Genomic DNA, 20202 nt, shown 5'->3' with positions numbered 1-20202 from the left:
CGCGGCCGAGCGCGCGCGGACCCGGCCGCTGGCGACCGGCGACCTGCCGGACCCGTTGGACCCGCCCTCGGGGTGCGGCGTTCCGTGCGGCCGATCCGCGCGCTGCCGAGCGGTGGCCGGATCTGCACCGTCGCCGGGTGCGTCGCCAGCAGGCGTTCCTCCTCGGCGCGCAGGGTCGCGCGGCGCAGCCAGGTCTCGTAGGCGCCGGGCGCCCGCCGGGCGAACCAGCGCGACAGCAGCAGCCGTTCTCCGCGGGACGGAGCCGTCGCGGTCTCGTCGGTGCGCCGGGTGCGCAGCGCGACGATGTGCGTGGCACCCTGTGCGCGGGCCGTGCGCACGGGAACCGCCTCGCTGAGCCCGGCGTCGACGTACCGCCGGCCGTCGATCTCGACGGGTTCGCCCGCGAGCAGCGGCATCGCCGTCGACGCGCGCAGCGTGGCCTGCAGGCTGGACTGGTCCCGAACGTGCTCGTGCAGGTCGACGGCCTGGCCGGTGCGGGCGTCCGTGGCGATCGGATGGAACTCGACGTGGTGGTCGAGGATCTCCTGGAACCCCATCGGGATGATCTCGGTGTAGACGGTGTGGATCAGGAAGCGCGTGTCCACGACCGGCTGCCGCCGCAGCGCACGCCTCGGGTCGATGGTCGTGCGCATGATGGCCGGGTCCCACCAGGCGTGCATGGTGCTCTCCGCGCGCCCGCAGAGCAGCCACGCCGCGTTCAGCGCGCCGGCCGAGCTGCCGTAGACCGCGTCGAAGGCGGGCAGCAGCCCCAACTGCTCGATCGCGACGGTCATGCCGCTGGAGTACGCACCACGCGAGCTGCCCCCTTCGACCAGCAGCACCAGGCGGGCGTCGTCGTCGCGACGTCCGGGAGCACTTCCCTGCCGCATACGGTCACGCAACAGGTCGAGGACAGCGGCGGTCACCTTCCACCTTCTTCCGGTCGGAGCACCTCGCCATCCTGCGCTCGGTTCCGGCACGAAGGCGAATACCTGGGAGGTACTCGTTTCCGGCCGTACACCCTGGATATGGTGGCTTTTCGTGACAGATAGCACTGTCGGCGAGCTGATCCGCCGGCAACGGGGAATGGCCCGGCGCAGCCAGCTCGACCTGGCGCACGAGATCGGCGTCTCACCGCGCCACCTGAGCTTCGTCGAGCTGGGCAAGTCGAAGCCGAGCGCGGGCCTGCTGATGCGGATCGCGGACCATCTGGACCTGCCGCTGCGGGAGCGCAACGACTGGTTGCTGGCGGCGGGTTACGCGCCGCGCTATCCGGAGACGCCGCTGAACTCGCTATCCCGGATCCGCGCGTCGCTGCAGGCGCTGCTCGACGCGCACGACCCGTTCCCCGGCGTCGCGATCGACCGGCGGTGGAACGTGCGGCTGAGCAACCGGGCCGCACGCCGGCTGGTCGCGGGCATCCCGGCGGCGGCGCGCGGCGAGCCGGTCAACCTGTTCCGCGCGGCGCTGCACCCGGCCGGGTTCGCCGGGCGTACGCGCAACTTCCCGCAATGGTCGGCCTACCTGCTGCGCCGGCTGGACCGCGCGGTCGCGCGGACCCAGGACCCGTGGCTGGCCGCACTGTCGGACGAGATCGCGGGCTGGCCGGGCATCCCGGACCGCCCGACCTGGGGCCACCCGCCGCCGGCGGACGCGGACGACCCGGTGCTGTCGTGGCAGCTGGAGCTGGGCGGCGCGGAGCTGTCGATGTTCAGCCTCCTGAGCACCTTCGGCACGCCGATCGACGTGACGCTGGCGGACCTGTCGATCGAGCTGTTCTTCCCGGCCGACGACCACACCGAGACGATCCTCCGCCACGAAAACGCCGGTGCATGACCGCGACCCCGGGGGACCGGCTGCTCGGCCCCGGCCTGCGCAGCAAGGTGCCGAACCGGCCCCGGGTGCTGCGGGTCAAGCGCGGCGACGTCTCGTCATGGGCGGTCGGTGCGCACCGCGCGTTCTGGGGCTGGGGCTGACTTGCGCGCGACGATGAGCCGGCACCGCGGGCTGCCGTCCGGGTGCCGGCCCAGCGCGTCCAACTCGACGGCGTCGGCGGTGAACCCCGCGGCGCCGAGGTCGGCGAGCACCTCGGGCGTGCGGTTGGTGCGGTAGTACATGACGAACGGTGGCCGCCAGACGGCGTTGCGGGCGCGCATCGCCACGTCGAACCCGAGCGTGACCCAGTGGGCGACGGACGTCACCGGTGGCGCGGTGCCGACCGGCATCGCGAAGACCCCGCCTGGCCGCAGCGCCCGGTGGACCCCGGCGAAGAGGGCCGGTCGCTCCGCGGGCAGGAAATGCCCGAGCGCACCGAAGCTGACGGCCAGGTCGAAGCCGGCCGTGAACGGGAGGGCCCGCGCGTCGGCCCGCACCCAGGTGGCGTCGGGATGCGCGCTGCGCGCCCGGGCCAGCATGCCGCCGCTGAAGTCGACCCCGGTGACCTGCCCCGTGCAGAGGGACCGCAGCACCGGCAGGCCGGCACCGGTGCCGCAGCACACGTCGAGGCCGCGCGCGAACGGCCCGCGCTCGGCCAGCGCCAGCTGGGTGGCGTCGAGGATGCTTCCGGGCGTACGGAAGGGCGTGTAGTCGAACTTCGGAGCCAGCAGGTCGTAGCCGCGCTCGACCGACGAGAGCGCCTGAACGCACAGCTCGCGCAGCGACGGCCCGTTGGGCGAGAACACCCCACGAGACTACGCGCCGCGACCGCTCAGACGAGCGTGCGACCGCCGTCCACGTCGATCGTGAGGCCGGTCAGCCAGGACGACGCGGACGAGGCGAGGAACAGGACCACCGCGGCGACGTCGGCCGGCAGGCCGAGGCGGCCGAGCGGGTGCAGCGCGGTGACGCGTTCCCGGAACTCGGCCGGCATGACGCGTTCGATCTGTTCCGTGCGTACGGTCGACGGTGCCAGGCAGTTGAGCCGGACGTTCCGCGGCCCGTACTGCGCGGCCGCCTCCGCGGTGAGCCCCGCTGACGTGCGGCGGAAAGCTCTACTGCCATTGTGCGAAACGCGAGCTAGTTGAGGGAAGTGCCGCAATCCGCCACCTGGCACTTCGGGATGCGGCGGGTGGGGGTGTGGCCACGTCTTTACCCAGGTTGCGCCCGGTATGGCCGCGCGATCCTGTCGGCGGGACCCGGAAATTGCGACAAAGCGGCCGCCGCGTCCGGGGGACGCGACGGCCGCCGAGAGTGCTGCCGAATGTGGAGCGTCAGAGCTGTTCGAAGCAGGGCTTGTCGAGGGTGAACGCCTTCGCGGTCGGGCCCTCGAACAGGTCGCGGACCTTCGTCACGCCGGTCGGCGCCGCCGGGTCCACCTTGGAGATCTGGGTCTGCTTGAACGTGCCGCCGGGCCCGCCGGCGAAGTTGCCGGCACCGGTGGGCAGCATGCCCTCGTAGTCGACCGAGCTGAGCTGCTTGACCGCGGCCACCACGCCGGCCCGGGTCAGGTCACCGTTGGCGACCGCCTTCTCGAGGGCGGCCTTCACCGGGTACGACCAGACCCACCCGGAGGTGTAGCCGTCGGACGGGGTCTTGCCGGGCAGCGCGTCCCGCATCGCCTTGTGCCCGGGCGAGTCGGTGCCCCAGGAGCCCCACGGCCCGCTCTGCTCGTACAGCGCGGTCAGTGCCGGGCCCGCCGGGCTCTGCAGCAGCGCCGGGTTCCAGGTCGGGCTGGTGCCGATGAACCGGCCCTTGAAGCCACGGGCCGCCGCGCCGCCGATCACCGCGGCCGCGTCGGCCGGGCCGGTGGTCAGGATGACCACGTCGGGCTGCTGCTGCAGGATCGCCCCGACCGCGCCGGCCTGCTTGTCGGTGCCGGTGTCGGTCTTCACGTCGCTGAACTGGAAGCCCAGCTTCTCTGAGGCGATCTTCGCACCCGCCGCGGCGTCGTCGCCGTAGTCACCGGCCAGGTGCACCGCCATGACCTTCTTGGGCTTGTAGGTCTCGTTGGCGTAGTCGAGCGCGTTCATCGACTCGACGCAGTAGTTGGCACCGGACTCGATGATCACGTCCTCGAACGCGTACGCCGAGGTCCACGCCGCCGGCGAGCCGACCACGTTGCTGGTCTTCATGTCGGGCAGGATCGCCGCCGTCGTGGGCGAGCCCAGCGTCTGCGCCAGCGCCAGGATGTTGGGCTTGATCTCCTGGTACACCTGGTTGGTCACCTGCGGGTTGTACTTGTTGTCCCGGACGTATTTGGTGACGTCGACCTCGTAGTCGCCGATGCCGCCGTTCGTGTTGACGCGCTTCCAGAACGCCTTCTGCGCGTCGGTGATCGGCACCGCGAGCGCCCGGAACGGGCCCTCGGTCAGGTCGGAGATGATCCCGAGATAGATGCAGCCCTTGTCTTTGTTGACGGCCTCGGGGCAAGGCTCGGCCGTCACACCGACGTCGGTCTTGACGCCGGACTCACCGGTCTCCGTGTCGCTTCCGCGGCAACCGCCGAGGGCGACCGCGAGGAGAACGACCGCGGCACCGGATGCCAGTCGCTTCATGCGCACCTCTTAGTAGGAGAAGGGCCAGGACTTCCAGTAGTTGCGCGCGCGGACCCACAGGCCGAAGAGCCCGCGTGGTTCGAAAATCAGGAAAACGATGATCAGGACGCCGTAGAGGATCGACTCGACCTGCAACACATTGGGCACCTCGTTGGCGTCGGTGCTGATGAACGGAAGGAAGGTCTGCAGCTCACGGATGATCCGTGGCAGCAGGGTGATGAAGAACGCCCCGGCGATCGCACCGGAGATGGTGCCGGCGCCGCCGATCAACACCATCGCGATGTACTGGACCGACAGCAGCAGGCTGAACGAGCTGGGCTCGATGAACCCCGTCACGGTGAACAGCAGCGCGCCCGCGCAGCCGGCGTAGAAGGACGAGACCGCGAACGCGATCGTCTTGTAGCGGGCCAGGTTGACGCCGATCACGCCGGCGGCGATGTCGCGGTCGCGGATCGCCGTGAACGCCCGGCCGACCCGCGAGCGGGCCAGGTTGCGGGCGGCCAGCGCGAACACCAGCAGCAGCCCGGCCATCAGCCAGAACAGCTTCTGGTCGCGGGTGGCCGAGGCCGTGGTGGTGCTCAGCGACCAGCCGAACACCTCCAGGGTCGGCGCGGGCCGGCCGACGCCGACGCCGCCGGTCACGCTCGACCACTCGTTGAAGATGTGCTGACCGATGAAGACCAGGCCGAGCGTGACGATGGCCAGGTAGAGGCCGCGCAGGCGGGTGGCCAGCGGCGCGACGATGACGCCGAACAGCCCGGCGACCAGGCCCGCGGCGGGCAGCCAGACGAGCAGGTTGGTGACACCGAGGCCGACGGTGCGGCCGTCGGGGTCACCGCTGATCACGGAGGCGGTGTACGCGCCGATGCCGAGGAAGAACGCGTGCCCGAGCGACACCTGGCCGGCGTACCCGGTGACCAGGCCGAGCCCGATCGCGCCGATCGCGGCGATGCAGCACGTCGCGAGCAGCTGCAGCTCGGCGTCGGCGAGCACGAACGGCAGCAGGGCGGTCACCGCGAGCAGCACGCCGAACGCCACCTTGCGGGTGGTCGTCGGGAACAGGCTCATCTCGCGGGGGTACGAGGTGAACAGCAGCGGCCTTCCGCGCGGGGCCTTGGTGGCGACCGTCATACCCGCTCGACCTCCCGGGTGCCGAACAGCCCGTAGGGGCGGACGAGCAGGACCAACAGCATCAGCACGTACGGCGTGATCACCGAGACGTTGCCGCCGAGCCAGGGCGTGTGGTTCTGGTAGGTGGCGACCAGCTCCTGCGCGACGCCGACGGCGAGCCCGCCGACCACCGCGCCCGGCAGCGAGTCGAGCCCGCCGAGGATGATCACCGGCAGCGCGACCAGCGCGGTGAGCCAGAGCGTGCCGTCGAAGCTGCCGCCCGCGGCCGCGAACGTGCCGCCGACCGCGGCCAGCGCGCCGGCCAGCGCCCAGCTCAGGGCGAACACCGCGCCGACGGAGACGCCCTGCGCCAGCGCGGCCTCCTGGTCGTCCGCCGCGGCCCGCATCGCGAGGCCCATCCGGGAGAACCGGAAGAACACGAACAGCGCGGCCACGAGCACCGCCGCGCAGAGGAAGGCGGCGATGTGCCGGTGCTCGATGTGGACGTTGCCGATCACCAGGGTGGACAGTCCCCAGGGGTCGTGCACGTTGCGCACGTCGAGACCGATGAAGATGTTGACCACGACCCGGATGGCGACGTCGACGCCGAGCGTGATGATCGCGACGACGAACGCCGGGCGGCCCACCATCGGGCGCACCGCGCCGCGCTCGATCCCGAGCCCGAGCAGCGCGGTGAGCAGGGCGGCCACGGGCAGCGCGGCCCAGAAGCCGATCGGGCCGGCGAGGTGGCTGACCAGCACGACACCGGCGAGCATCAGGGCGGGCTGGGCGAAGCTGATCACCCGGGTCGCCTTGTAGATGATCACGAACCCGAGCGCGAGCAGCGCGTACACGCTCCCGACCCCGAGCCCCCGGACAAAGCCCTCGACGAAAGCCGTCATGCCGCGGCCTTCGCCTTGTAGATGTCGTCGACCAGGTCGCCGAAGAGGTCGGCCACCGCCGAGCGGCGGACCTTCTGGGTCGCGGTCAGCTCGCCGTCCTCGTGGTCGAGCTCCTTGGGCAGCATGCGGAACTCGCGCACCTGCTCGACCGGGGCGTGCCGGCGGTTGACGTCGTCGACCACCGACTGCACCAGCGCGCGCACCTCGTTCTTGTGCGACAGGTCGCGGTAGGTGGTGTAGCCGATCCCGCGGCGCTGGGCCCACTCGCCGACGGTGTCCCACTCGATGCCGATCAGCGCGGCCAGGAACGGCTTGCGGTCGCCGAGCAGGATCGCCTCCTTGATGTACGGCGACGCCTTGAGCGCGTTCTCGATCTCGCTGGGCGCGATGTTCTTGCCGCCCGCCGTGATCATGATGTCCTTGGCCCGGTCGGTGATCCGCAGATGCGAGTCGCCTTCCCACTCCCCGATGTCGCCGGTCCGCAGCCAGCCGTCGTCCGTCTTGGCCCGCGCGGTCGCCGCCGGGTCGTTGAAGTAGCCGACGAACACGCCCGGGTGCCGCAGCTGGATCTCGCCGGTGGCCGGGTCGAGCCGCAGCTCGGTGTCGTCCTCGGGCTCGCCGACCGTGCCGAGCCGGATCCGCCTGGGCCGGTTGCCGGTCGCGATCGCCGAGCTCTCGGTCATGCCGTAGACCTCGTACATCGGCACCCCGATGCCCATGAAGAAGCGCAGCACGTCGGGCGCGATCGGCGCGGCACCGGAGGCGGCGAACCGGACCCGGCCGATGCCGACCCGCTCGCGCAGGGCGCGATAGAAGAAGAGCCAACCGGCCGCGTACGCCAGGCGGGTGCCGAAGGTGTGCACCCCGCCGGTGCGCACGAGCGTCGCGCCGATCCGATCGGCCACCCGCAGCCAGAGCCGGGCGTTGAGCCGCTTGACCGGTGACGCGTTGGCGAGCTTGATCTGCACCGTGGCCAGCATCTTCTCCCAGATGCGCGGCACACCGAACAGGATCGTCGGCTGCACCTCGCGCAGGTTGGCCTGCACGGTGGCGATCGACTCGGCGAAGTTGACCTGGATGCCGGCGCCGGCGTTGAACCAGATCGTGAAGATCCGCTCGGCGACGTGGCACAGCGGCAGGTAGGACACCAGCAGGTCGCGCGGCCCGGGTGGCGCACCGGCGAAACCGCGGCCGGCGCTGATCGTGCGCACCGCGAAGTCCACGTTGGCCACCGACAGCATCGCGCCCTTGGGCGGGCCGGTCGTCCCCGACGTGTAGATGAGCGTGGCGATGTCGTCGAGCGTCGTGGTGGCCATCAGGTCGGCGACCGCCTCGGCGTGCGCGGCCCGGTGCTCCCGGCCCAGCGCCAGCAGGTCGTCCCAGCCGAGCAGCGCCGGGTGGTCGTAGCGGTGCCGGATGCCGCGCGGCTCGAGATAGACGACCCGCTGCAGGTCGGGGCACTCGCCGATCACCTCGAGCGCCTTGTCGACCTGCTCCTGGTCCTCGGCGACCAGCACCTTCGCGCCCGAGTGCGACAGCAGGTAGCCGACCTCCGCCGCCGGGTTCGTCGGATAGAGGCCGACCGTGGTCGCCCGCACGGCGACCGTGGCGACGTCGGTGAACAGCCACTCGGGGCGGTTGTCGGCGTGCACCGCGACCCGGTCGCCGGGCTGGACGCCGAGCGCGAGCAGCCCGTGCGCGACGGTCAGCGCGTGGTCCCAGTAGTCGGACCAGGTGTACTGCCGCCAGATGCCGTGGTGCTTCTCGCGCATCGCGACGCCGTGCGGCGTCTCCGCGGCCCGGTCGCGGATCCGGGACGCGATCGTGGTCACCGTCTCGGTGCGGGTCGGTGTCGACAGCGTCACGCCCGTTCCACCTCCCCAAGGTAGGCGCGGATCACGTCGGGGTCGTGCTGGATCTCGGCGGGGACGCCGGTCGCCACGGGGTGGCCGAAGTCGACGACCATCACCCGGTCGGCCAGGTCCATCACCAGGCCCATGTCGTGCTCGACCAGCAGGATCGGGATGTCCAGCTCGTCGCGGATGTCGAGGATGTAGCGGGCCATGTCCTCGGTCTCCTCGACGTTCATGCCGCCGACCGGCTCGTCGAGGAGGAGCAGCTTGGGCTCCATGGCCAAGGCCCGGCCGAGCTCGACCCGCTTCTGCACGCCGTAGGGCAGCAGGCCGACCGGCAGCCGGCGCCACTGCTCGAGCTCGAGGAAGTCGATGATGTCCTCGACCCGCGCGCGCGCCGCGACCTCGGCCCGCCGGGCCTTGCCGAGCCAGGCGAGGGCGGCGAGCGTCCCGTACCCGATGTGGTGGTGTCGGCCGAGCATCAGGTTGTCGAGGACGGTGAGGTTCGCGAACAGCTCGACGTTCTGGAAGGTGCGGGCCATGCCGCGGGCGGCGATCTGGTGCGGGCGGCGGCCGATCAGGTCCGCGCCGTCGAAGAGGACCCGGCCCCGCTGCGGGCGGTAGACGCCGGAGAGCACATTGAAGATCGAGGTCTTGCCGGCGCCGTTCGGCCCGATGATCGCGAACAGCTCGCGCTCGCCGACCGTGAAGCTGATGCCGTCGATCGCCTTCACCCCGGCGAAGCTGAGGTGCACATCCTCGAAAACAAGTATGTCGTCGCTCACCCCGCCGCCTCCCTTCGGTCGGCGGAGCGCGAGCGAGAGTCACTGAGCCGGCCGCGCTCGCTCATGACAACCACCGCTTGCGGCGCTTGTAGTGCTTGACGTCGCGGAACGAGCGGCGGGCGGCACCGGTGTCGGCGGCGCCGAGGCCGAGGTAGAACTCGCGGACGTCGTCGTCGGCGAGCAGCCGGTCGGCGGGCTTGTCGAGGACGACCTTGCCCGTCTCCAGGACGTAGCCGTGGCTCGCGATGGACAGCGCCATCGCCGCGTTCTGCTCGACCAGCAGCACGGCCGTGCCCGACTTGTTGATCTCGACGATGATCTCGCGGACCTGGTCGACCAGGCGGGGTGCGAGGCCGAGGCTCGGCTCGTCGAGCAGGAGGTAGCGAGGTTTCGCCATCAGCGCCCGCCCCATCGCGAGCATCTGCTGTTCACCTCCGGACAGGTAACCGGCCAGCTTCCGGCGGCGGTCCTTGAGCACCGGGAACAGGCCGTAGACGTGGTCGAGCCGCTCGCTGACGGCACCCGCGTTGGTGTGGCCGCCGACGCGCAGGTTGTCCTCGACGGTCAGCTCGCCGAAGATCCGGCGGCCCTCCATCACCTGGCTGATCCCCCGGCGCACGACGGCCGCAGGCCGCAGGCCGTGGATCGGGTCGCCGTCGAGGGTGACCGAGCCCTTCGTCACCGCACCGTCGTGCACGTCGAGGAGGCCGGTCAGGGCACGCAGCAGGGTCGTCTTGCCCGCGCCGTTGGCGCCGAGCAGGGCGACGACGGCGCCGCTCGGGAGGTCGAGCGAGACACCGCGTAACACGAGCATCACGTCGTCGTAGACGACCTCGAGATTTCGGACTTGCAGCACCGGGGGCGCCCCACTTTATGCGTGAGAATGCGAACGAGTGTGGTGTGGGTCACAAGGTGAAACACATTTAACTACGTAGTAACCAGCCGTCGCTAGAGCCGGGCCCAAGATTTTTGCACTGCCAATGAAATTTCTTTGGCCGCAGGTGTGAGCTGTCCTGCTTTTGGCGTGGATCATTCAGCCGATAAGGGGCGGTTCCCCCTGTTGCGCTTTGTGCCGGTGGGGTCCGGGGTTACGGTGAGGCCGCCGGTGTGGTCACCAAGCCCATCCCCCCGGGTGGCACCCCGCCGGTGCCGCCGAATCGCCGGCCCGCACCCCGCCCGCTCCCAGACGGGCGCCGCATGACGACTCCGGGCCATCAACGCGAATCGGGGACCCAACCGAAGCACTGGGGTGAATCCGCGTGGTTGCACGCGGAGGGGCGTTCTTCCCGTCCCAACCCGTCAGCTAACCCGGTAGGCGGCCGCGGAAGAAGGGTCTGCACTTGTCGTCAGCACGGATGTCGCTGCGTGCGCTCGTGCTGGTCGCCATGGCGGTCGCCGTTGCCGTGCCCGCGGGCGCGGCGTCGGCCGAACCGTCGGCCAGCGAGCTCACCACGAAGATCAACAAGTCGTCTGCCGAGCTGGAGAAGGTCGTCGAGGCCTACAACAAGCTCAACGAGGAGACGAAGGCAACGAAGGCACAGGCGGGCAAGGTGGCAACGCGCCTCGCTCCGCTGCAACAGCAGCTCGACGATGCACAGGCCGACGTCGGTGACATCGCCGTCGCCGCCTACCAGACCGGGCGTCTCGGCACCGCCGGCGCCCTGCTGGGCGACAGCGGCGGGTTGCTCGACCGGATGTCGGCGCTCGACGCGCTGGCCCGGGAACGCCAGACGCAGATCGACGCGTTCGAGGACACCCGGGAACAGCTGACCGCCGATCAGCAGCGCCTGGCCACCGCGCGGGCCCAGCAGGACGCGCAGGCCAAGGAGCTGCAGGCCCGCAAGAAGAAGATCGAGGCCGACCTCGACAAGTTGTACGACCTGCGCAAGCAGGCATACGGCTCGGCGACCTCGAGCGGGTCCTCCTACAGCGGGAAGATCCCGTCGGTGTCCGGCCAGGCGGGTGTGGCGGTCCGGTACGCGTACAACGCGATCGGCACGCCGTACGTCTGGGCGGCCGAAGGTCCGAACGGCTACGACTGCTCGGGTCTGACGCTGGCGGCCTGGCGCGCGGCGGGCAAGTCGCTGCCGCACAACGCGGCGATGCAGTGGGACAAGGTCGCGCACATCTCCCGCAGCCAGTTGGCCGCGGGCGACCTCGTCTTCTACAGCGGCCTCGGCCACGTGGCCCTGTACGTCGGCGGCAACCAGGTGATCCACGCGCCCACAGCGGGCGAGTCGGTGAAGCTGGCCTCGGTCGACATGATGACGCCGTACGGCTACGGCCGGGTGCGCTGAGTCTGTCCGGAACCCCGGCGGCACGCTCCGGTTCGGAGCGCACCGCCGGGGTTCCGGCGTGTCCGGCAGCCGTAAGCGTGGTGCCGCGCCCGGCGCGTAACCGGCGGGCTTCGCTGGTCGTTGCGGGATCGACCGGCCGGGGCGGGGACGGGGGCGCCCGGCGGCAGCGATCGCGAGGAGGCGACCGTGCTCGACGACATGCGGACCACGCAGGACAACGACAGTGCTGACAAGACCCGGCGGACCAGGCGGACCGCGCTGGTGATCGGTGGCGGGGCCGCGCTCATGCTCGTCGCCCTCGGCGTGGCGGCCGTCGCGCTGGCACCCGGCGGCAGCGAGCCGGCCGGCCCGCCGGCGGACCTCCTCCAGCAGTCACAACGCGTCTGCGACGCCGACGGTCAAGGAACCAAGGTGCAGGACAACGGCGCGACGCTCGTCGTCGACAACACCGGCAGCAAGGACCGCACCGGCGTCAGCCTGACCGGCCTCGAGTGCATCCTCGAGGAGTCGCGGGTGCCCGAGGACGTCAAGCAGCGGATGTTCGCCACCCGGACCCGCGACGGGAAGGTCGAGGGCACCTGGCCGGGCTTCCGCGCCTCCTGGACCTATGACCCCGCCCAGGGCCTCGACTTCACCATCACCCGGATCGCCTAGGCGCCCGCGAGCACGGGCGTGCACCACGGCAGGGCGGTCCGGACGGTGTAGGCCCACCAGCCGATGTGCCGCCCGTAGCGGGCGCGTAGCTCCTCGGGCCCGGGCGCCGGCGTGCCGTAGACCTGCTCCGCCGCCAGGCGGAACGGGCGCATCTCCAGCGGGACCTCGTCGGGCCGGCCGAGGGCCCGCAGCAACAGCGCGTCGGCCGTGAAGGGCCCGATGCCGGGCACGGCGAGCAGGGCCGCGCGCGCGTCGCCGTAGGGCGCCGTGCGCAGCCACTGCTCGCCCAACGCACCGACCCCGGCCGCCACCTCACGCACCCGCGCCGCGCGCTGGGCATGGCCCGCGTAACCGCGCAGCGTCGCCTCGTCGAGCGCCGCGACCACCGCGAGCGACGGGAACGCCCGGTAGACCACGTCGTCGACGACCAGCGACGGCCCCAGGTCGGCCGCCATCCGCCGCCGGCGCGCACCGGCGAACCACTGCGTGCTGCGCTGGGTCAGGGTGAAGTGGACGGTCGCCTCGGCCAACGAGGGAAAGCGGACCTGGTGCAACCCGCGGGCGACCCGCATCACCGCCGCCATGCCGGGGTCGGCGTCGGCCGCGGCGTGGAAGCCGCGCAGGTCGTCCCCCAGGCCCAGCCAGTCGGAGGCGGACCGCTCCACGGCGGCCGCCTCGGCAGGCGACAGCGGCGCCGACGCGAACACGGCAAGCCGCGCACCGCCGGACGGATCGGCGGTCACCGACGCCACCACGGCCGCCCCCGCGGCGGCCCTGGCGGGGTCGGGATGGGCGAACGCCCGGCGCACCACGCCGTCGGCGACGCGATGGTCGCCCGCCAGGGGCACGAAGCCCTCCAGCGCCCGCACGGTGCACCCGAAGTCGTAGGGAGGAGCGGCACCCAGCACCGCTCGATGAACCACTGTTGGTGTCATGCCCGACACGCTTCCGCACGGGTACGACAAAAACGGCCGGCGTCCGGAGGACGCCAGCCGTTCTCGACAGAAGTTCCTTACGCGGCCTGCAGGCCCTCCGCCCGGGCCAGCTCACGCAGCCGCCCCAGAGCCTGGATCTCCAGCTGCCGGATCCGCTCCCGGGAGAGCGAGAACCGCGACGCGACCTCGGTCAGCGAGTGCTCGCGACCGTCCTCGAGGCCGTACCGCGCCCGCATGATGCCGGCCGACCGGTCGTCGAGGTGGTTGAGCAGGCTCTCGATGCGCTGCCGCTCGAGCGTCGACAGCACCACGTCCTCCGGGGAGGGCGCGTCGTTGTCGGCCACCAGGTCACCGAGGTTGGTGTCGCCGTCGTCGCCGACCGGGGTGTCCAGGGACACCGTGTCCTGCGACCAGCGAACCAGCTCGTGCACGCGCTCCACCGGCACGCCCAGCGCCGTCGCGATCTGCTCGGGCTCGGGGTCGGAGCCGAGCTCGCGGGTCAGCTGGCGGGCCACGTTGCGCATCCGGTTGACGTCTTCCACCAGGTGCACCGGCAGGCGCACGGTGCGCTCCTGCTGCGCGATCGCCCGGCTGATCGCCTGGCGGATCCACCAGGTGGCGTACGTGGAGAACTTGAAGCCGCGCTCGTAGTCGAACTTCTCGACCGCGCGGACCAGACCGGTGTTGCCTTCCTGGATCAGGTCGAGCATCGGCATGCCGGACCGCACGTAGCGCCGCGCGATCGACACGACGAGCCGCAGGTTGGCGCGGATGAACAGGTCCTTGGCCCGGTCACCCTCGACGACCAGCCGCTCGAGCTCTTCGCGCTCGACACCGGAAGGAATCTTGCCCTCGTCGAGAAGGTACTCAGCGTAGAGACCGGCCTCGATCGACTTGGAGAGCTCCACCTCCCGGGCCGCGTCGAGCAACGGCGTGCGGGAGATCTCGTGCAGGTAGACGCCGACCAGGTCGCGCTCCTCGGCGACCTCGTCCGTGCGCATCACGATGTTGTTCTCCACGTTGCCCACTGTCCCCTCGGTTACCCCAACGTTCTCGTGCTTCACACCGACCTGCCTCTCCCCGGTAACTCGTGAGATGCCTCATCGGTGCTGACACCTACACAACAGTTGAGACGCTCCGGGGATTCCGTCTTGCGAGTCGAAACTGTCACGAATGCCTGAGTAGTTCCTGAGAGTGAGTGTCATATTCACTCTGCTGGCTCTCAGGGTTCTGAGATCGCGCTGCGGGCCGACCCCCGTTGGCTGTCCGCGCGCCGTATTTATCACACCATTTCCGGCTGTTCTTCCGCAGCGACGTAGGCCACTGCTCCGATGGGATTCGCGTCACTGCGTAGTGATACGCACCACAGAGCGCCACGGTTCACGGGAACAACAGCACGTCAGGCGAGCAGCGCAAGCGCGTCCCTCACCTGCTGTTGGGAACGCACGAGGGCGGCGCGGGCTTCCGGGACGGGTGCGCCTGAGACGAGGGACACCAGCGCGGTCTTGAGATCGCCGTCGGCGGCGGTCAGCGCGCGCGTGCAGTCGGCTTCCGGACATCCGGTCGCCTCGACCAGGATCGAGATCATGCGGCCGCGCAGCTTGGCGTTGGTCGCCGACATGTCAATCATGAGGTTCGAGTAGACCCGGCCCAGCCGGATCATCACGGTCGTCGAGAACGCGTGCAGCACCAGTTTCTGCGCGCTGGCCGCCTTCATCCGGGTCGAGCCGGTGACCACCTCGGGGCCGGTGTCGAGCCCGATGAACAGGTCGACGTCGGCCCGGGCGGCCGCGTCCGGGTCGGCCGCGACCAGCGCCGTGCGCGCACCGAGGGCGCCGGCCGCGCGCAACGCGCCGAGCACGTAGGGCGTCCGGCCGGACGCCGCCAGCCCGACCACCAGGTCCATCGGCTGCACGCAGGACCGCGCCTCCGCGGCGCCCGCCGCGACGTCGTCCTCGGCGTCCTCGACCGCGCCCCACATCGCGTCGCGCCCGCCCGCGAGGTGCGGGCAGAACCAGTCGACGGGCGAGCCGTAGGTGGGCGGCAGCTCGGCGGCGTCGACCACGCCGACCCGGCCCGAGGTGCCGGCGCCGAAGTAGTGCACCCGCCGGCCGGCGCGCAGCGCGGTGACCGCGTAGTCGACGGCCACCTCCACAGCGTCCAGCACGGCGGCGACGACGCCCGGCACCGTCTGGTCCGCGTCGTTGATCAGCCGCAGCACCTCGCGCGTCGGCAGCAGGTCGAGGTCGTACGAGGCCGCGTTGCGGCGCTCCGTCGGCGCCACGACGCGGACCACCTCGGGACCGCTCACCCGCGCCGCCGCGCGACCCGGCGGGAACGCACCGCGTCGGCGGTGACCTCCAGCGCCTTTCTGGCCTTGGCCCGGTTGCGGGCCGCGACGCCGACGAAGAGGCAGTCGACGACGGTGAGCTGGGCCAGCCGGCTGGCGGTGGCGCCGGAGCGGTACGTGGTCTCCCGGGCGGCCGTGGTCAGCACGTGGTCGGCCACGTCGGCGATCGGCGAGCGGGGGAAGTTGGTCAGGGCGACCGTGGTCGCACCGCGGGACCGGGCGACCTCGAGCACGTCGAGGACGTCGCCGGTGGTGCCGGTGTGCGAGATGCCCATCGCGACGTCGCCCTTGCCGAGCAGCGCCGCCGAGGTCAGCGAGGAGTGCACGTCGGGCCAGTAGTAGGCCGTGCGGCCGATGCGGTGCAGCTTCTGCTGGAAGTCGGAGGCGACGAAGCCGCTCGCCCCGGCGCCGTAGATCTCGATCCGGCTCGCGCCGTTGAGCGCCTCGACGACCGCCTCGCAGACCTCGGGATCGAGCTGCTGCGCGGTCTCCTCGACCGCGCGGGCGTCGTTGAACGCGATCGTGGCGATGATCTGGGTGAAGTCGGCGCCCGGCGGGATGTCGCCGCCGACCACCCGCGCGTCGAGCGGCTCGACCCGGCGGGCGGCCTCGGCGGCGAGCCGGATCCGCAGCTGGGGGTAGCCTTCGAGGCCGACCGACCGGCAGAACCGGATGACCGTCGCCTCGGAGGTCTCGGCCGCGGTCGCCAGGTCGGTGATGGTCCGCCGGGCCGCGTCGGCAGGGTCGGCCACGACCAGCCGCGCGACCCGTTGCTCAGCCGGAGACAGCGCCGGGAGCAGGCCACTGATCTGGACGATCAGGCCCGGCTCGGGCATCGCAGAAACCTTCGCTGTCTTCGCCACGCATGAAACTTACTTTCACGCGCCGAGCGCCGTCAACTACCCGCCGTCGTGGCGTCAGGCCGACCGGGCGTGCCACTCCCGCAGCACGGACGCCTCGTCCCCGGCGGCCAGCCCGCCGGCCTTGACGTCCTGCGGAAACGCTTCCATCCAGTGCGCCGTACGCCGGGCGGTGTCGGCAATCGGACGGGCCGGCAGACCGGCCTCCACCGAGCGGGTCGTGTCCCTGGTCATGAAGCCGGCGTACTCGGGCAAGGGCAGCCAGAGCGGCACCGCCCGCTCGCCCGACCAGGGCCGCACGTCGTGCTCCACGAGGAACTCCTGGTCGACCCAGGTGAGGGTGGTGCCCTCCGGAGCCAGCGCGGCGCGCAGCTCGCCGAGGAAGCGGGAGCGGGGCATCGGCAGGCCCATTCCGTCGTACGCGCCCGCGAGCCCCGTGCCGCCGGCCAGCAGCAGCCACGCGGCGAGGTCGTCCACGTCGACGAACTGCACGAGGTCGTCCGGCGAGCCCGGCGCCAGCACCTCACCGCCGCGCCGCATCCGCGCCACCCAGTACGGGAACCGGTCGCTGCTGTCCTCGGGCCCGACGATCAGCCCGGCCCGGCAGATGAACGCCCGCTCGGCGCCGATCCCGTCGCGGATCGCGTTCTCGCAGGCCACCTTGCACGGCCCGTACATGTCCATCGCCCCGTCGCGCGGGTTGTCCACATCCGGGGGCGCCGGGTCGTGCAGCTTCGCCGTGTCTGCGCGCTGGCCGGGCGTGGCGTCGTCGGGATAGACGTTGCAGGTCGACACGAACGAGTAGTGGCCCACCCGGCCGGCGAGCGCGGCGGCCGCGTGCCGGGCGTGGCTGGGCCGGGTCGTGACGTCCACCACGGCGTCGAACGTCTCGCCGTCCACTGCGGACAGACCGTCGGGCCGGTCCCGGTCGCCGGTGACGAAGCGCACGCCGTCGACCGCGCCGCCGCTGCTGCCGCGGGCCAGGCAGGTCACGTCGTGTCCGTCGGCCTGTGCGAGCCGGGCCACCGCGCGGCCGAGGAAGACCGTTCCACCGAGTACGAGTAGTCGCATCGCCCGATCATGCGTGGGGCGTGGCGCACGTGAACAGGGGCTTTCACTGAGAGCGGAACCGTTACGGTGAAAGCATGACGGGTCGCACGGTGGTTGTTACGGGTGCACACGGCGGGCTCGGTGGCGCGGTCGTGGACGAGTTCGTCAACACCGGCTGGCGGGTCGTCGCGCCCGTGCGCAGCCCGATGAAGACCAACCGCCCCGAGGTGGTCGAGGTGGCGGCGGACCTCACCGACGCCGCGGCGGTCAAGGCGGCCGTCGACGCCGCGGCCGGCGATCCAGACGCGCCGCTGCGGGCGGTGGTCAACCTGGTCGGTGGGTACGGCGGCGGCACGCTCGTGCACGAGACGCCCGTCGAGGAGGTCGAGCGGCTGCTGGCGATCAACGTGCGGCCCACGTTCCTCGTCACCCAAGCCGGCCTGCCGCACCTGCTGCGCGAGGGCGGCGCGGTGGTCTGCCTGTCCGCCCGCGCCGCGCTGGCGCCGTTCGCCACCGGCAGCGCGTACGCCCTGTCGAAGGCCGCCGTGCTCGCGTTCGCGAACGGCGTGGCGGCGGACTACAAGAACCGCGGCGTGCGCTGCAACACGATCCTGCCGAGCGTCATCGACACCCCGCAGAACCGGCGTGAGCAGCCCGACGCCGACTTCAGCCGGTGGGTGCCGCCCGCCGAGATCGCCGCGGTGATCAGGTTCCTGGCGAGCGACGAGTCGGCGCCGACGAGCGGTGCGGCGATTCCGGTGTACGGGCGGGCGTGACCGGGCCCGCCGGGTCCAGGTCCGGCGGCAGGTGCAGCGGCGGCAGCCAGGGCTGGAGCGCGGCCAGCACGGCCGTGGTCACCTCGTCGGGTGCGCCGCCGGCGTCGACCAGCACGAACCCGGGCGACTCCGGCAGCGACCGGAAGGCCGCGTCCGCCGTCACGAGGTATTCGATGCTCTCGTTGTCGGTGCCACGGGCCTCGATCCGGCGGTACGCCTCCCGCGGGTCGATGGCCAGCAGCACGGTCACGTCCGGCGCGGCGAACAGCCCGTAGGCCAGTCGGGCGAACCGCTCGCCCCGGCCGCCGGCGTGCGCGCGGATGCTCACGTACTGGTCCACCGCGTGCCGGTCCATCACGGCGAGGTCGCGGGCGAACCGCGAGCGCAGGTGGGTGCGGGCGATCGCCAGCCAGCGCAGCACCGACTCGACCAGCAGCATGCCGCGCCGGCCGAACAGCGCCGGCCCGTCGGCCAGGCCGAACCGGCGGGCGAAGTGGCCGAACCAGGCCCGCCCGCCGGCGTTCTGCCGGTAGGTGGCCGGCACGCCGGCGTCGGACAGGACCGCCGCCAGCCGGTTGGCCTGGGTGGTTTTGCCCGACCCGTCGATGCCCACCAGCGCGACCGTGCGCAGCCGCTCACCCGCCATGCCGGACAACGGTAGCGGTCGCGCGCACGCGGGCGCGAACTAACGGGATGAACCGGTCTTAATCACCCTCGTTACAGGTGTGAGGCCCTGGACCCTCGGGTACGGGGATGGTTCCTGACATGACGGGAGAGGCGATATGGCATCGCACGGGGACGATTCGCTGCTGCTGACCCTCAAGCGGGTCGCCGCCGTCCTCAAACAGTCGGAGATACCGTTCGCGCTCGCCGGGAGCTTCGCCGTGTACGCGCACGGCGGGCACTCCAGCGACCACGACGTCGATTTCCTGATCAAGGAGGAGGACGCCGAACGGGCCCTGGCGGCGCTGGTCGAGGCCGGCTTCACCGCCGAGCGGCCGCCGGAGGACTGGCTCGTCAAGGTCTACGACGAGGAAGGTCACCTGGTCGACCTGATCCACCGGCCGATCGAGAGCCCCGTGACCGACGAGACGTTCGGCGACACGGTGACCCGCACGGTCGACGCGATCCAGATGCCGGTGCTCTCCGCCACCGGCCTGATGGTGCACAAGCTGCTCAGCTTCTCCCAGCACTACTGCGACTTCGCCCGCGGCCTGCCGTTGGCCCGCTCCTTGCGCGAGCAGATCGACTGGGACCGCGTGCGCAAGGAGACCGCCCAGTCGCCGTACGCGGAGGCGTTCCTGGTGTTGCTGGACCGCCTCGACGTCGTGGCCTACCCCGGTTACCGGAGGGACTCATGAACGACTACACGGAGGCCGAGGTGCAGCGCGCCCTGGCCGAGGATCTCGGCGTGGCGGAGCAGGGCATCACCGTCGTCCGGTCCGAGGCCGGCCTGGTGCTCTGCGGCGACGTGGAGAGCCCGCACCGCCGGGACGAGATCGTGCGCCTGGTGCACGAACAGTTCCCGGGCATCGAGATCGCGGCCGACATCGGGGTGACCCGGGCGGCCGCGCCGACCGAGGCGGAGGAGCTCGCGTGATCAGGATCGCTGCCGTCGGCGACGTGCACATCGACCGCGACGTGCTGGGCCGGTTCCGGCCCGCGCTGGAGGAGCTGCCCGAGCGGGCCGACGTCCTGCTGCTCGCCGGCGACCTGACCCGGCACGGCACCGAGGCGGAGGCCAAGTGCGTGGCCACGGAGTTCGGCGGGCTCGGCGTGCCCGTGATCGCCGTGCTCGGCAACCACGACCACCACTGCGACGAGGTGCCGGGCGTGCTGTCCGTGCTCACCGACGCCGGCATCACGGTGCTCGAGGGCGACAGCACGGTGGTCGACGTCGACGGGGTGCGGCTCGGTGTCGCCGGGGTCAAGGGCTTCGGCGGTGGCTTCGCCGGCCGGTGCGCCAGCGAGTTCGGCGAGCCGGAGATGAAGGCGTTCGTCCGCACCACGGGCACCGTCGCCGAGCGGCTCGGCGCCGCCCTGCCGCGATCATGCCGGTCCACCTGTACAGCCACCCGGCCGCGATGGACCAGATCATGGAGATCGCGCAGCGGCACGGCCTCGCCGTCGTCGAGGA

Annotated in this window: 23 protein-coding genes, 1 pseudogene and 1 riboswitch; of the genes and pseudogenes, 9 read left to right on the top strand and 15 right to left on the bottom strand. The window is 71.6% G+C overall.

Features of this window, described 5'->3' with window-relative positions; all coding sequences use genetic code 11:
- Positions 1-926 (bottom strand): patatin family protein (locus AB0H87_RS19780; protein WP_360147226.1); only part of this gene is annotated, 926 nt, incomplete at its 3' end.
- 115 nt (positions 927-1041) lie between these two features.
- On the opposite strand from AB0H87_RS19780, the gene AB0H87_RS19775 reads away from it, so the two are divergent.
- Both AB0H87_RS19775 and AB0H87_RS19770 read left to right on the top strand, forming a co-directional pair.
- The gene (locus tag AB0H87_RS19775) at positions 1042-1836 is read left to right on the top strand and encodes a helix-turn-helix transcriptional regulator (protein WP_360147223.1); all 795 of its coding nucleotides are present in this window, start codon (positions 1042-1044) and stop codon (positions 1834-1836) included.
- Positions 1833-1976 (top strand): hypothetical protein, encoded by a 144-nt coding sequence (locus AB0H87_RS19770; RefSeq protein WP_360147220.1) that lies wholly within the window; start codon positions 1833-1835, stop codon positions 1974-1976. Before AB0H87_RS19775 ends, AB0H87_RS19770 begins: the two co-directional genes overlap by 4 nt.
- Here the strand turns inward: AB0H87_RS19770 and AB0H87_RS19765 are convergent.
- From AB0H87_RS19765 to AB0H87_RS19730, 8 genes are all read right to left on the bottom strand, one after another.
- Complete coding sequence (locus AB0H87_RS19765) at positions 1932-2681, bottom strand: class I SAM-dependent methyltransferase (RefSeq protein ID WP_360147217.1); 750 nt, start codon at positions 2679-2681, stop codon at positions 1932-1934. The two genes, AB0H87_RS19770 and AB0H87_RS19765, sit on opposite strands and share 45 nt — an antisense overlap.
- A gap of 26 nt (positions 2682-2707) precedes the next feature.
- Positions 2708-3052, bottom strand: a complete 345-nt coding sequence (locus tag AB0H87_RS19760) for an SDR family oxidoreductase (protein WP_360147214.1) — start codon at positions 3050-3052, stop codon at positions 2708-2710.
- Positions 3053-3209: 157 nt separating this feature from the next.
- The gene (locus AB0H87_RS19755) at positions 3210-4493 is read right to left on the bottom strand and encodes an ABC transporter substrate-binding protein (RefSeq protein WP_360147211.1); all 1284 of its coding nucleotides are present in this window, start codon (positions 4491-4493) and stop codon (positions 3210-3212) included.
- Between the two features lie 9 nt (positions 4494-4502).
- Positions 4503-5624 carry a branched-chain amino acid ABC transporter permease gene (locus AB0H87_RS19750; RefSeq protein WP_360147208.1) on the bottom strand — a complete coding sequence of 374 codons (1122 nt, stop codon included), beginning with the start codon at positions 5622-5624 and terminating at the stop codon, positions 4503-4505.
- Positions 5621-6505 carry a branched-chain amino acid ABC transporter permease gene (locus AB0H87_RS19745; protein WP_360147205.1) on the bottom strand — a complete coding sequence of 295 codons (885 nt, stop codon included), beginning with the start codon at positions 6503-6505 and terminating at the stop codon, positions 5621-5623. The genes AB0H87_RS19750 and AB0H87_RS19745 overlap by 4 nt, the downstream gene beginning before the upstream one ends.
- Entirely contained in the window at positions 6502-8370 is a 1869-nt protein-coding gene (locus tag AB0H87_RS19740; protein WP_360147202.1) for an AMP-binding protein, read from the bottom strand. Before AB0H87_RS19740 ends, AB0H87_RS19745 begins: the two co-directional genes overlap by 4 nt.
- A complete protein-coding gene (locus tag AB0H87_RS19735) occupies positions 8367-9143 on the bottom strand; it encodes an ABC transporter ATP-binding protein (protein ID WP_360147200.1) in 777 nt (258 codons plus the stop codon). The genes AB0H87_RS19740 and AB0H87_RS19735 overlap by 4 nt, the downstream gene beginning before the upstream one ends.
- A gap of 61 nt (positions 9144-9204) precedes the next feature.
- Positions 9205-9957 carry an ABC transporter ATP-binding protein gene (locus AB0H87_RS19730; protein WP_360147232.1) on the bottom strand — a complete coding sequence of 251 codons (753 nt, stop codon included), beginning with the start codon at positions 9955-9957 and terminating at the stop codon, positions 9205-9207.
- A gap of 367 nt (positions 9958-10324) precedes the next feature.
- Positions 10325-10476: riboswitch (cyclic di-AMP (ydaO/yuaA leader) on the top strand.
- Positions 10477-10483: 7 nt separating this feature from the next.
- Here AB0H87_RS19730 and AB0H87_RS19725 point away from each other — a divergent pair.
- A complete protein-coding gene (locus AB0H87_RS19725; RefSeq protein ID WP_360147198.1) occupies positions 10484-11440 on the top strand; it encodes an NlpC/P60 family protein in 957 nt (318 codons plus the stop codon).
- A 186-nt stretch (positions 11441-11626) separates the two neighbouring features.
- Positions 11627-12094, top strand: a complete 468-nt coding sequence (locus AB0H87_RS19720; RefSeq protein WP_360147196.1) for a hypothetical protein — start codon at positions 11627-11629, stop codon at positions 12092-12094.
- On the opposite strand, the gene AB0H87_RS19715 is transcribed toward AB0H87_RS19720, so the two are convergent.
- From AB0H87_RS19715 to AB0H87_RS19695, 5 genes are all read right to left on the bottom strand, one after another.
- Positions 12091-13029: a hypothetical protein gene (locus AB0H87_RS19715; protein WP_360147194.1), complete on the bottom strand. Its 939-nt coding sequence runs from the start codon at positions 13027-13029 to the stop codon at positions 12091-12093. The two genes, AB0H87_RS19720 and AB0H87_RS19715, sit on opposite strands and share 4 nt — an antisense overlap.
- Before the next feature lie 77 nt (positions 13030-13106).
- Complete coding sequence (locus AB0H87_RS19710) at positions 13107-14057, bottom strand: sigma-70 family RNA polymerase sigma factor (protein ID WP_360147192.1); 951 nt, start codon at positions 14055-14057, stop codon at positions 13107-13109.
- 371 nt (positions 14058-14428) lie between these two features.
- On the bottom strand, positions 14429-15340 hold the full coding sequence (locus tag AB0H87_RS19705; RefSeq protein ID WP_360147189.1) for an N-acetylmuramic acid 6-phosphate etherase: 912 nt from the start codon (positions 15338-15340) through the stop codon (positions 14429-14431).
- On the bottom strand, positions 15337-16242 hold the full coding sequence (locus AB0H87_RS19700) for a MurR/RpiR family transcriptional regulator (RefSeq protein ID WP_360147186.1): 906 nt from the start codon (positions 16240-16242) through the stop codon (positions 15337-15339). Before AB0H87_RS19700 ends, AB0H87_RS19705 begins: the two co-directional genes overlap by 4 nt.
- A gap of 54 nt (positions 16243-16296) precedes the next feature.
- Positions 16297-17310 carry an NAD-dependent epimerase/dehydratase family protein gene (locus tag AB0H87_RS19695; RefSeq protein ID WP_360147183.1) on the bottom strand — a complete coding sequence of 338 codons (1014 nt, stop codon included), beginning with the start codon at positions 17308-17310 and terminating at the stop codon, positions 16297-16299.
- A gap of 74 nt (positions 17311-17384) precedes the next feature.
- Here AB0H87_RS19695 and AB0H87_RS19690 point away from each other — a divergent pair, with 74 nt between their 5' ends.
- Entirely contained in the window at positions 17385-18065 is a 681-nt protein-coding gene (locus tag AB0H87_RS19690; protein WP_360147180.1) for an SDR family NAD(P)-dependent oxidoreductase, read from the top strand.
- Here the strand turns inward: AB0H87_RS19690 and AB0H87_RS19685 are convergent.
- Positions 17995-18711, bottom strand: coding sequence for a thymidylate kinase (locus AB0H87_RS19685; RefSeq protein WP_360147177.1), 717 nt, complete (start codon positions 18709-18711; stop codon positions 17995-17997). The genes AB0H87_RS19690 and AB0H87_RS19685 overlap by 71 nt on opposite strands.
- A gap of 136 nt (positions 18712-18847) precedes the next feature.
- On the opposite strand from AB0H87_RS19685, the gene AB0H87_RS19680 reads away from it, so the two are divergent.
- The 4 genes and pseudogenes from AB0H87_RS19680 to AB0H87_RS19665 all read left to right on the top strand — a co-directional run.
- Positions 18848-19426, top strand: coding sequence for a nucleotidyltransferase family protein (locus tag AB0H87_RS19680; protein ID WP_360147174.1), 579 nt, complete (start codon positions 18848-18850; stop codon positions 19424-19426).
- A complete protein-coding gene (locus AB0H87_RS19675; protein WP_360147171.1) occupies positions 19423-19665 on the top strand; it encodes a hypothetical protein in 243 nt (80 codons plus the stop codon). Before AB0H87_RS19680 ends, AB0H87_RS19675 begins: the two co-directional genes overlap by 4 nt.
- Positions 19662-20108, top strand: a pseudogene (locus tag AB0H87_RS19670) (metallophosphoesterase); the annotation flags it as partial. The gene AB0H87_RS19675 and the pseudogene AB0H87_RS19670, both read left to right, overlap by 4 nt.
- Positions 20109-20116: 8 nt before the next feature.
- Positions 20117-20202, top strand: an 86-nt coding sequence (locus AB0H87_RS19665; RefSeq protein WP_360147229.1) for a DegT/DnrJ/EryC1/StrS family aminotransferase, incomplete at its 3' end; no start/stop codon positions are given.

This window comes from Asanoa sp. NPDC050611 (assembly GCF_040654855.1).
Taxonomy (GTDB): Bacteria; Actinomycetota; Actinomycetes; order Mycobacteriales; family Micromonosporaceae; genus Asanoa.
Note: the sequence above shows the minus strand (reverse complement) of the source record. Positions and strands in the feature narration are given on the sequence as shown.

Excerpts from the sequence above, each read along its gene's own strand:
- AB0H87_RS19745 (WP_360147205.1), bottom strand. The coding sequence starts at position 6,505 with ATGACGGCTTTCGTCGAGGGCTTTGTCCGGGGGCTCGGGGTCGGGAGC.
- AB0H87_RS19715 (WP_360147194.1), bottom strand. The coding sequence starts at position 13,029 with ATGACACCAACAGTGGTTCATCGAGCGGTGCTGGGTGCCGCTCCTCCC.
- AB0H87_RS19750 (WP_360147208.1), bottom strand. The coding sequence starts at position 5,624 with ATGACGGTCGCCACCAAGGCCCCGCGCGGAAGGCCGCTGCTGTTCACC.
- AB0H87_RS19770 (WP_360147220.1), top strand. The coding sequence starts at position 1,833 with ATGACCGCGACCCCGGGGGACCGGCTGCTCGGCCCCGGCCTGCGCAGC.
- AB0H87_RS19680 (WP_360147174.1), top strand. The coding sequence starts at position 18,848 with ATGGCATCGCACGGGGACGATTCGCTGCTGCTGACCCTCAAGCGGGTC.
- AB0H87_RS19690 (WP_360147180.1), top strand. The coding sequence starts at position 17,385 with ATGACGGGTCGCACGGTGGTTGTTACGGGTGCACACGGCGGGCTCGGT.
- AB0H87_RS19695 (WP_360147183.1), bottom strand. The coding sequence starts at position 17,310 with ATGCGACTACTCGTACTCGGTGGAACGGTCTTCCTCGGCCGCGCGGTG.
- AB0H87_RS19755 (WP_360147211.1), bottom strand. The coding sequence starts at position 4,493 with ATGAAGCGACTGGCATCCGGTGCCGCGGTCGTTCTCCTCGCGGTCGCC.
- AB0H87_RS19685 (WP_360147177.1), bottom strand. The coding sequence starts at position 18,711 with ATGGCGGGTGAGCGGCTGCGCACGGTCGCGCTGGTGGGCATCGACGGG.
- AB0H87_RS19730 (WP_360147232.1), bottom strand. The coding sequence starts at position 9,957 with ATGCTCGTGTTACGCGGTGTCTCGCTCGACCTCCCGAGCGGCGCCGTC.
- AB0H87_RS19675 (WP_360147171.1), top strand. The coding sequence starts at position 19,423 with ATGAACGACTACACGGAGGCCGAGGTGCAGCGCGCCCTGGCCGAGGAT.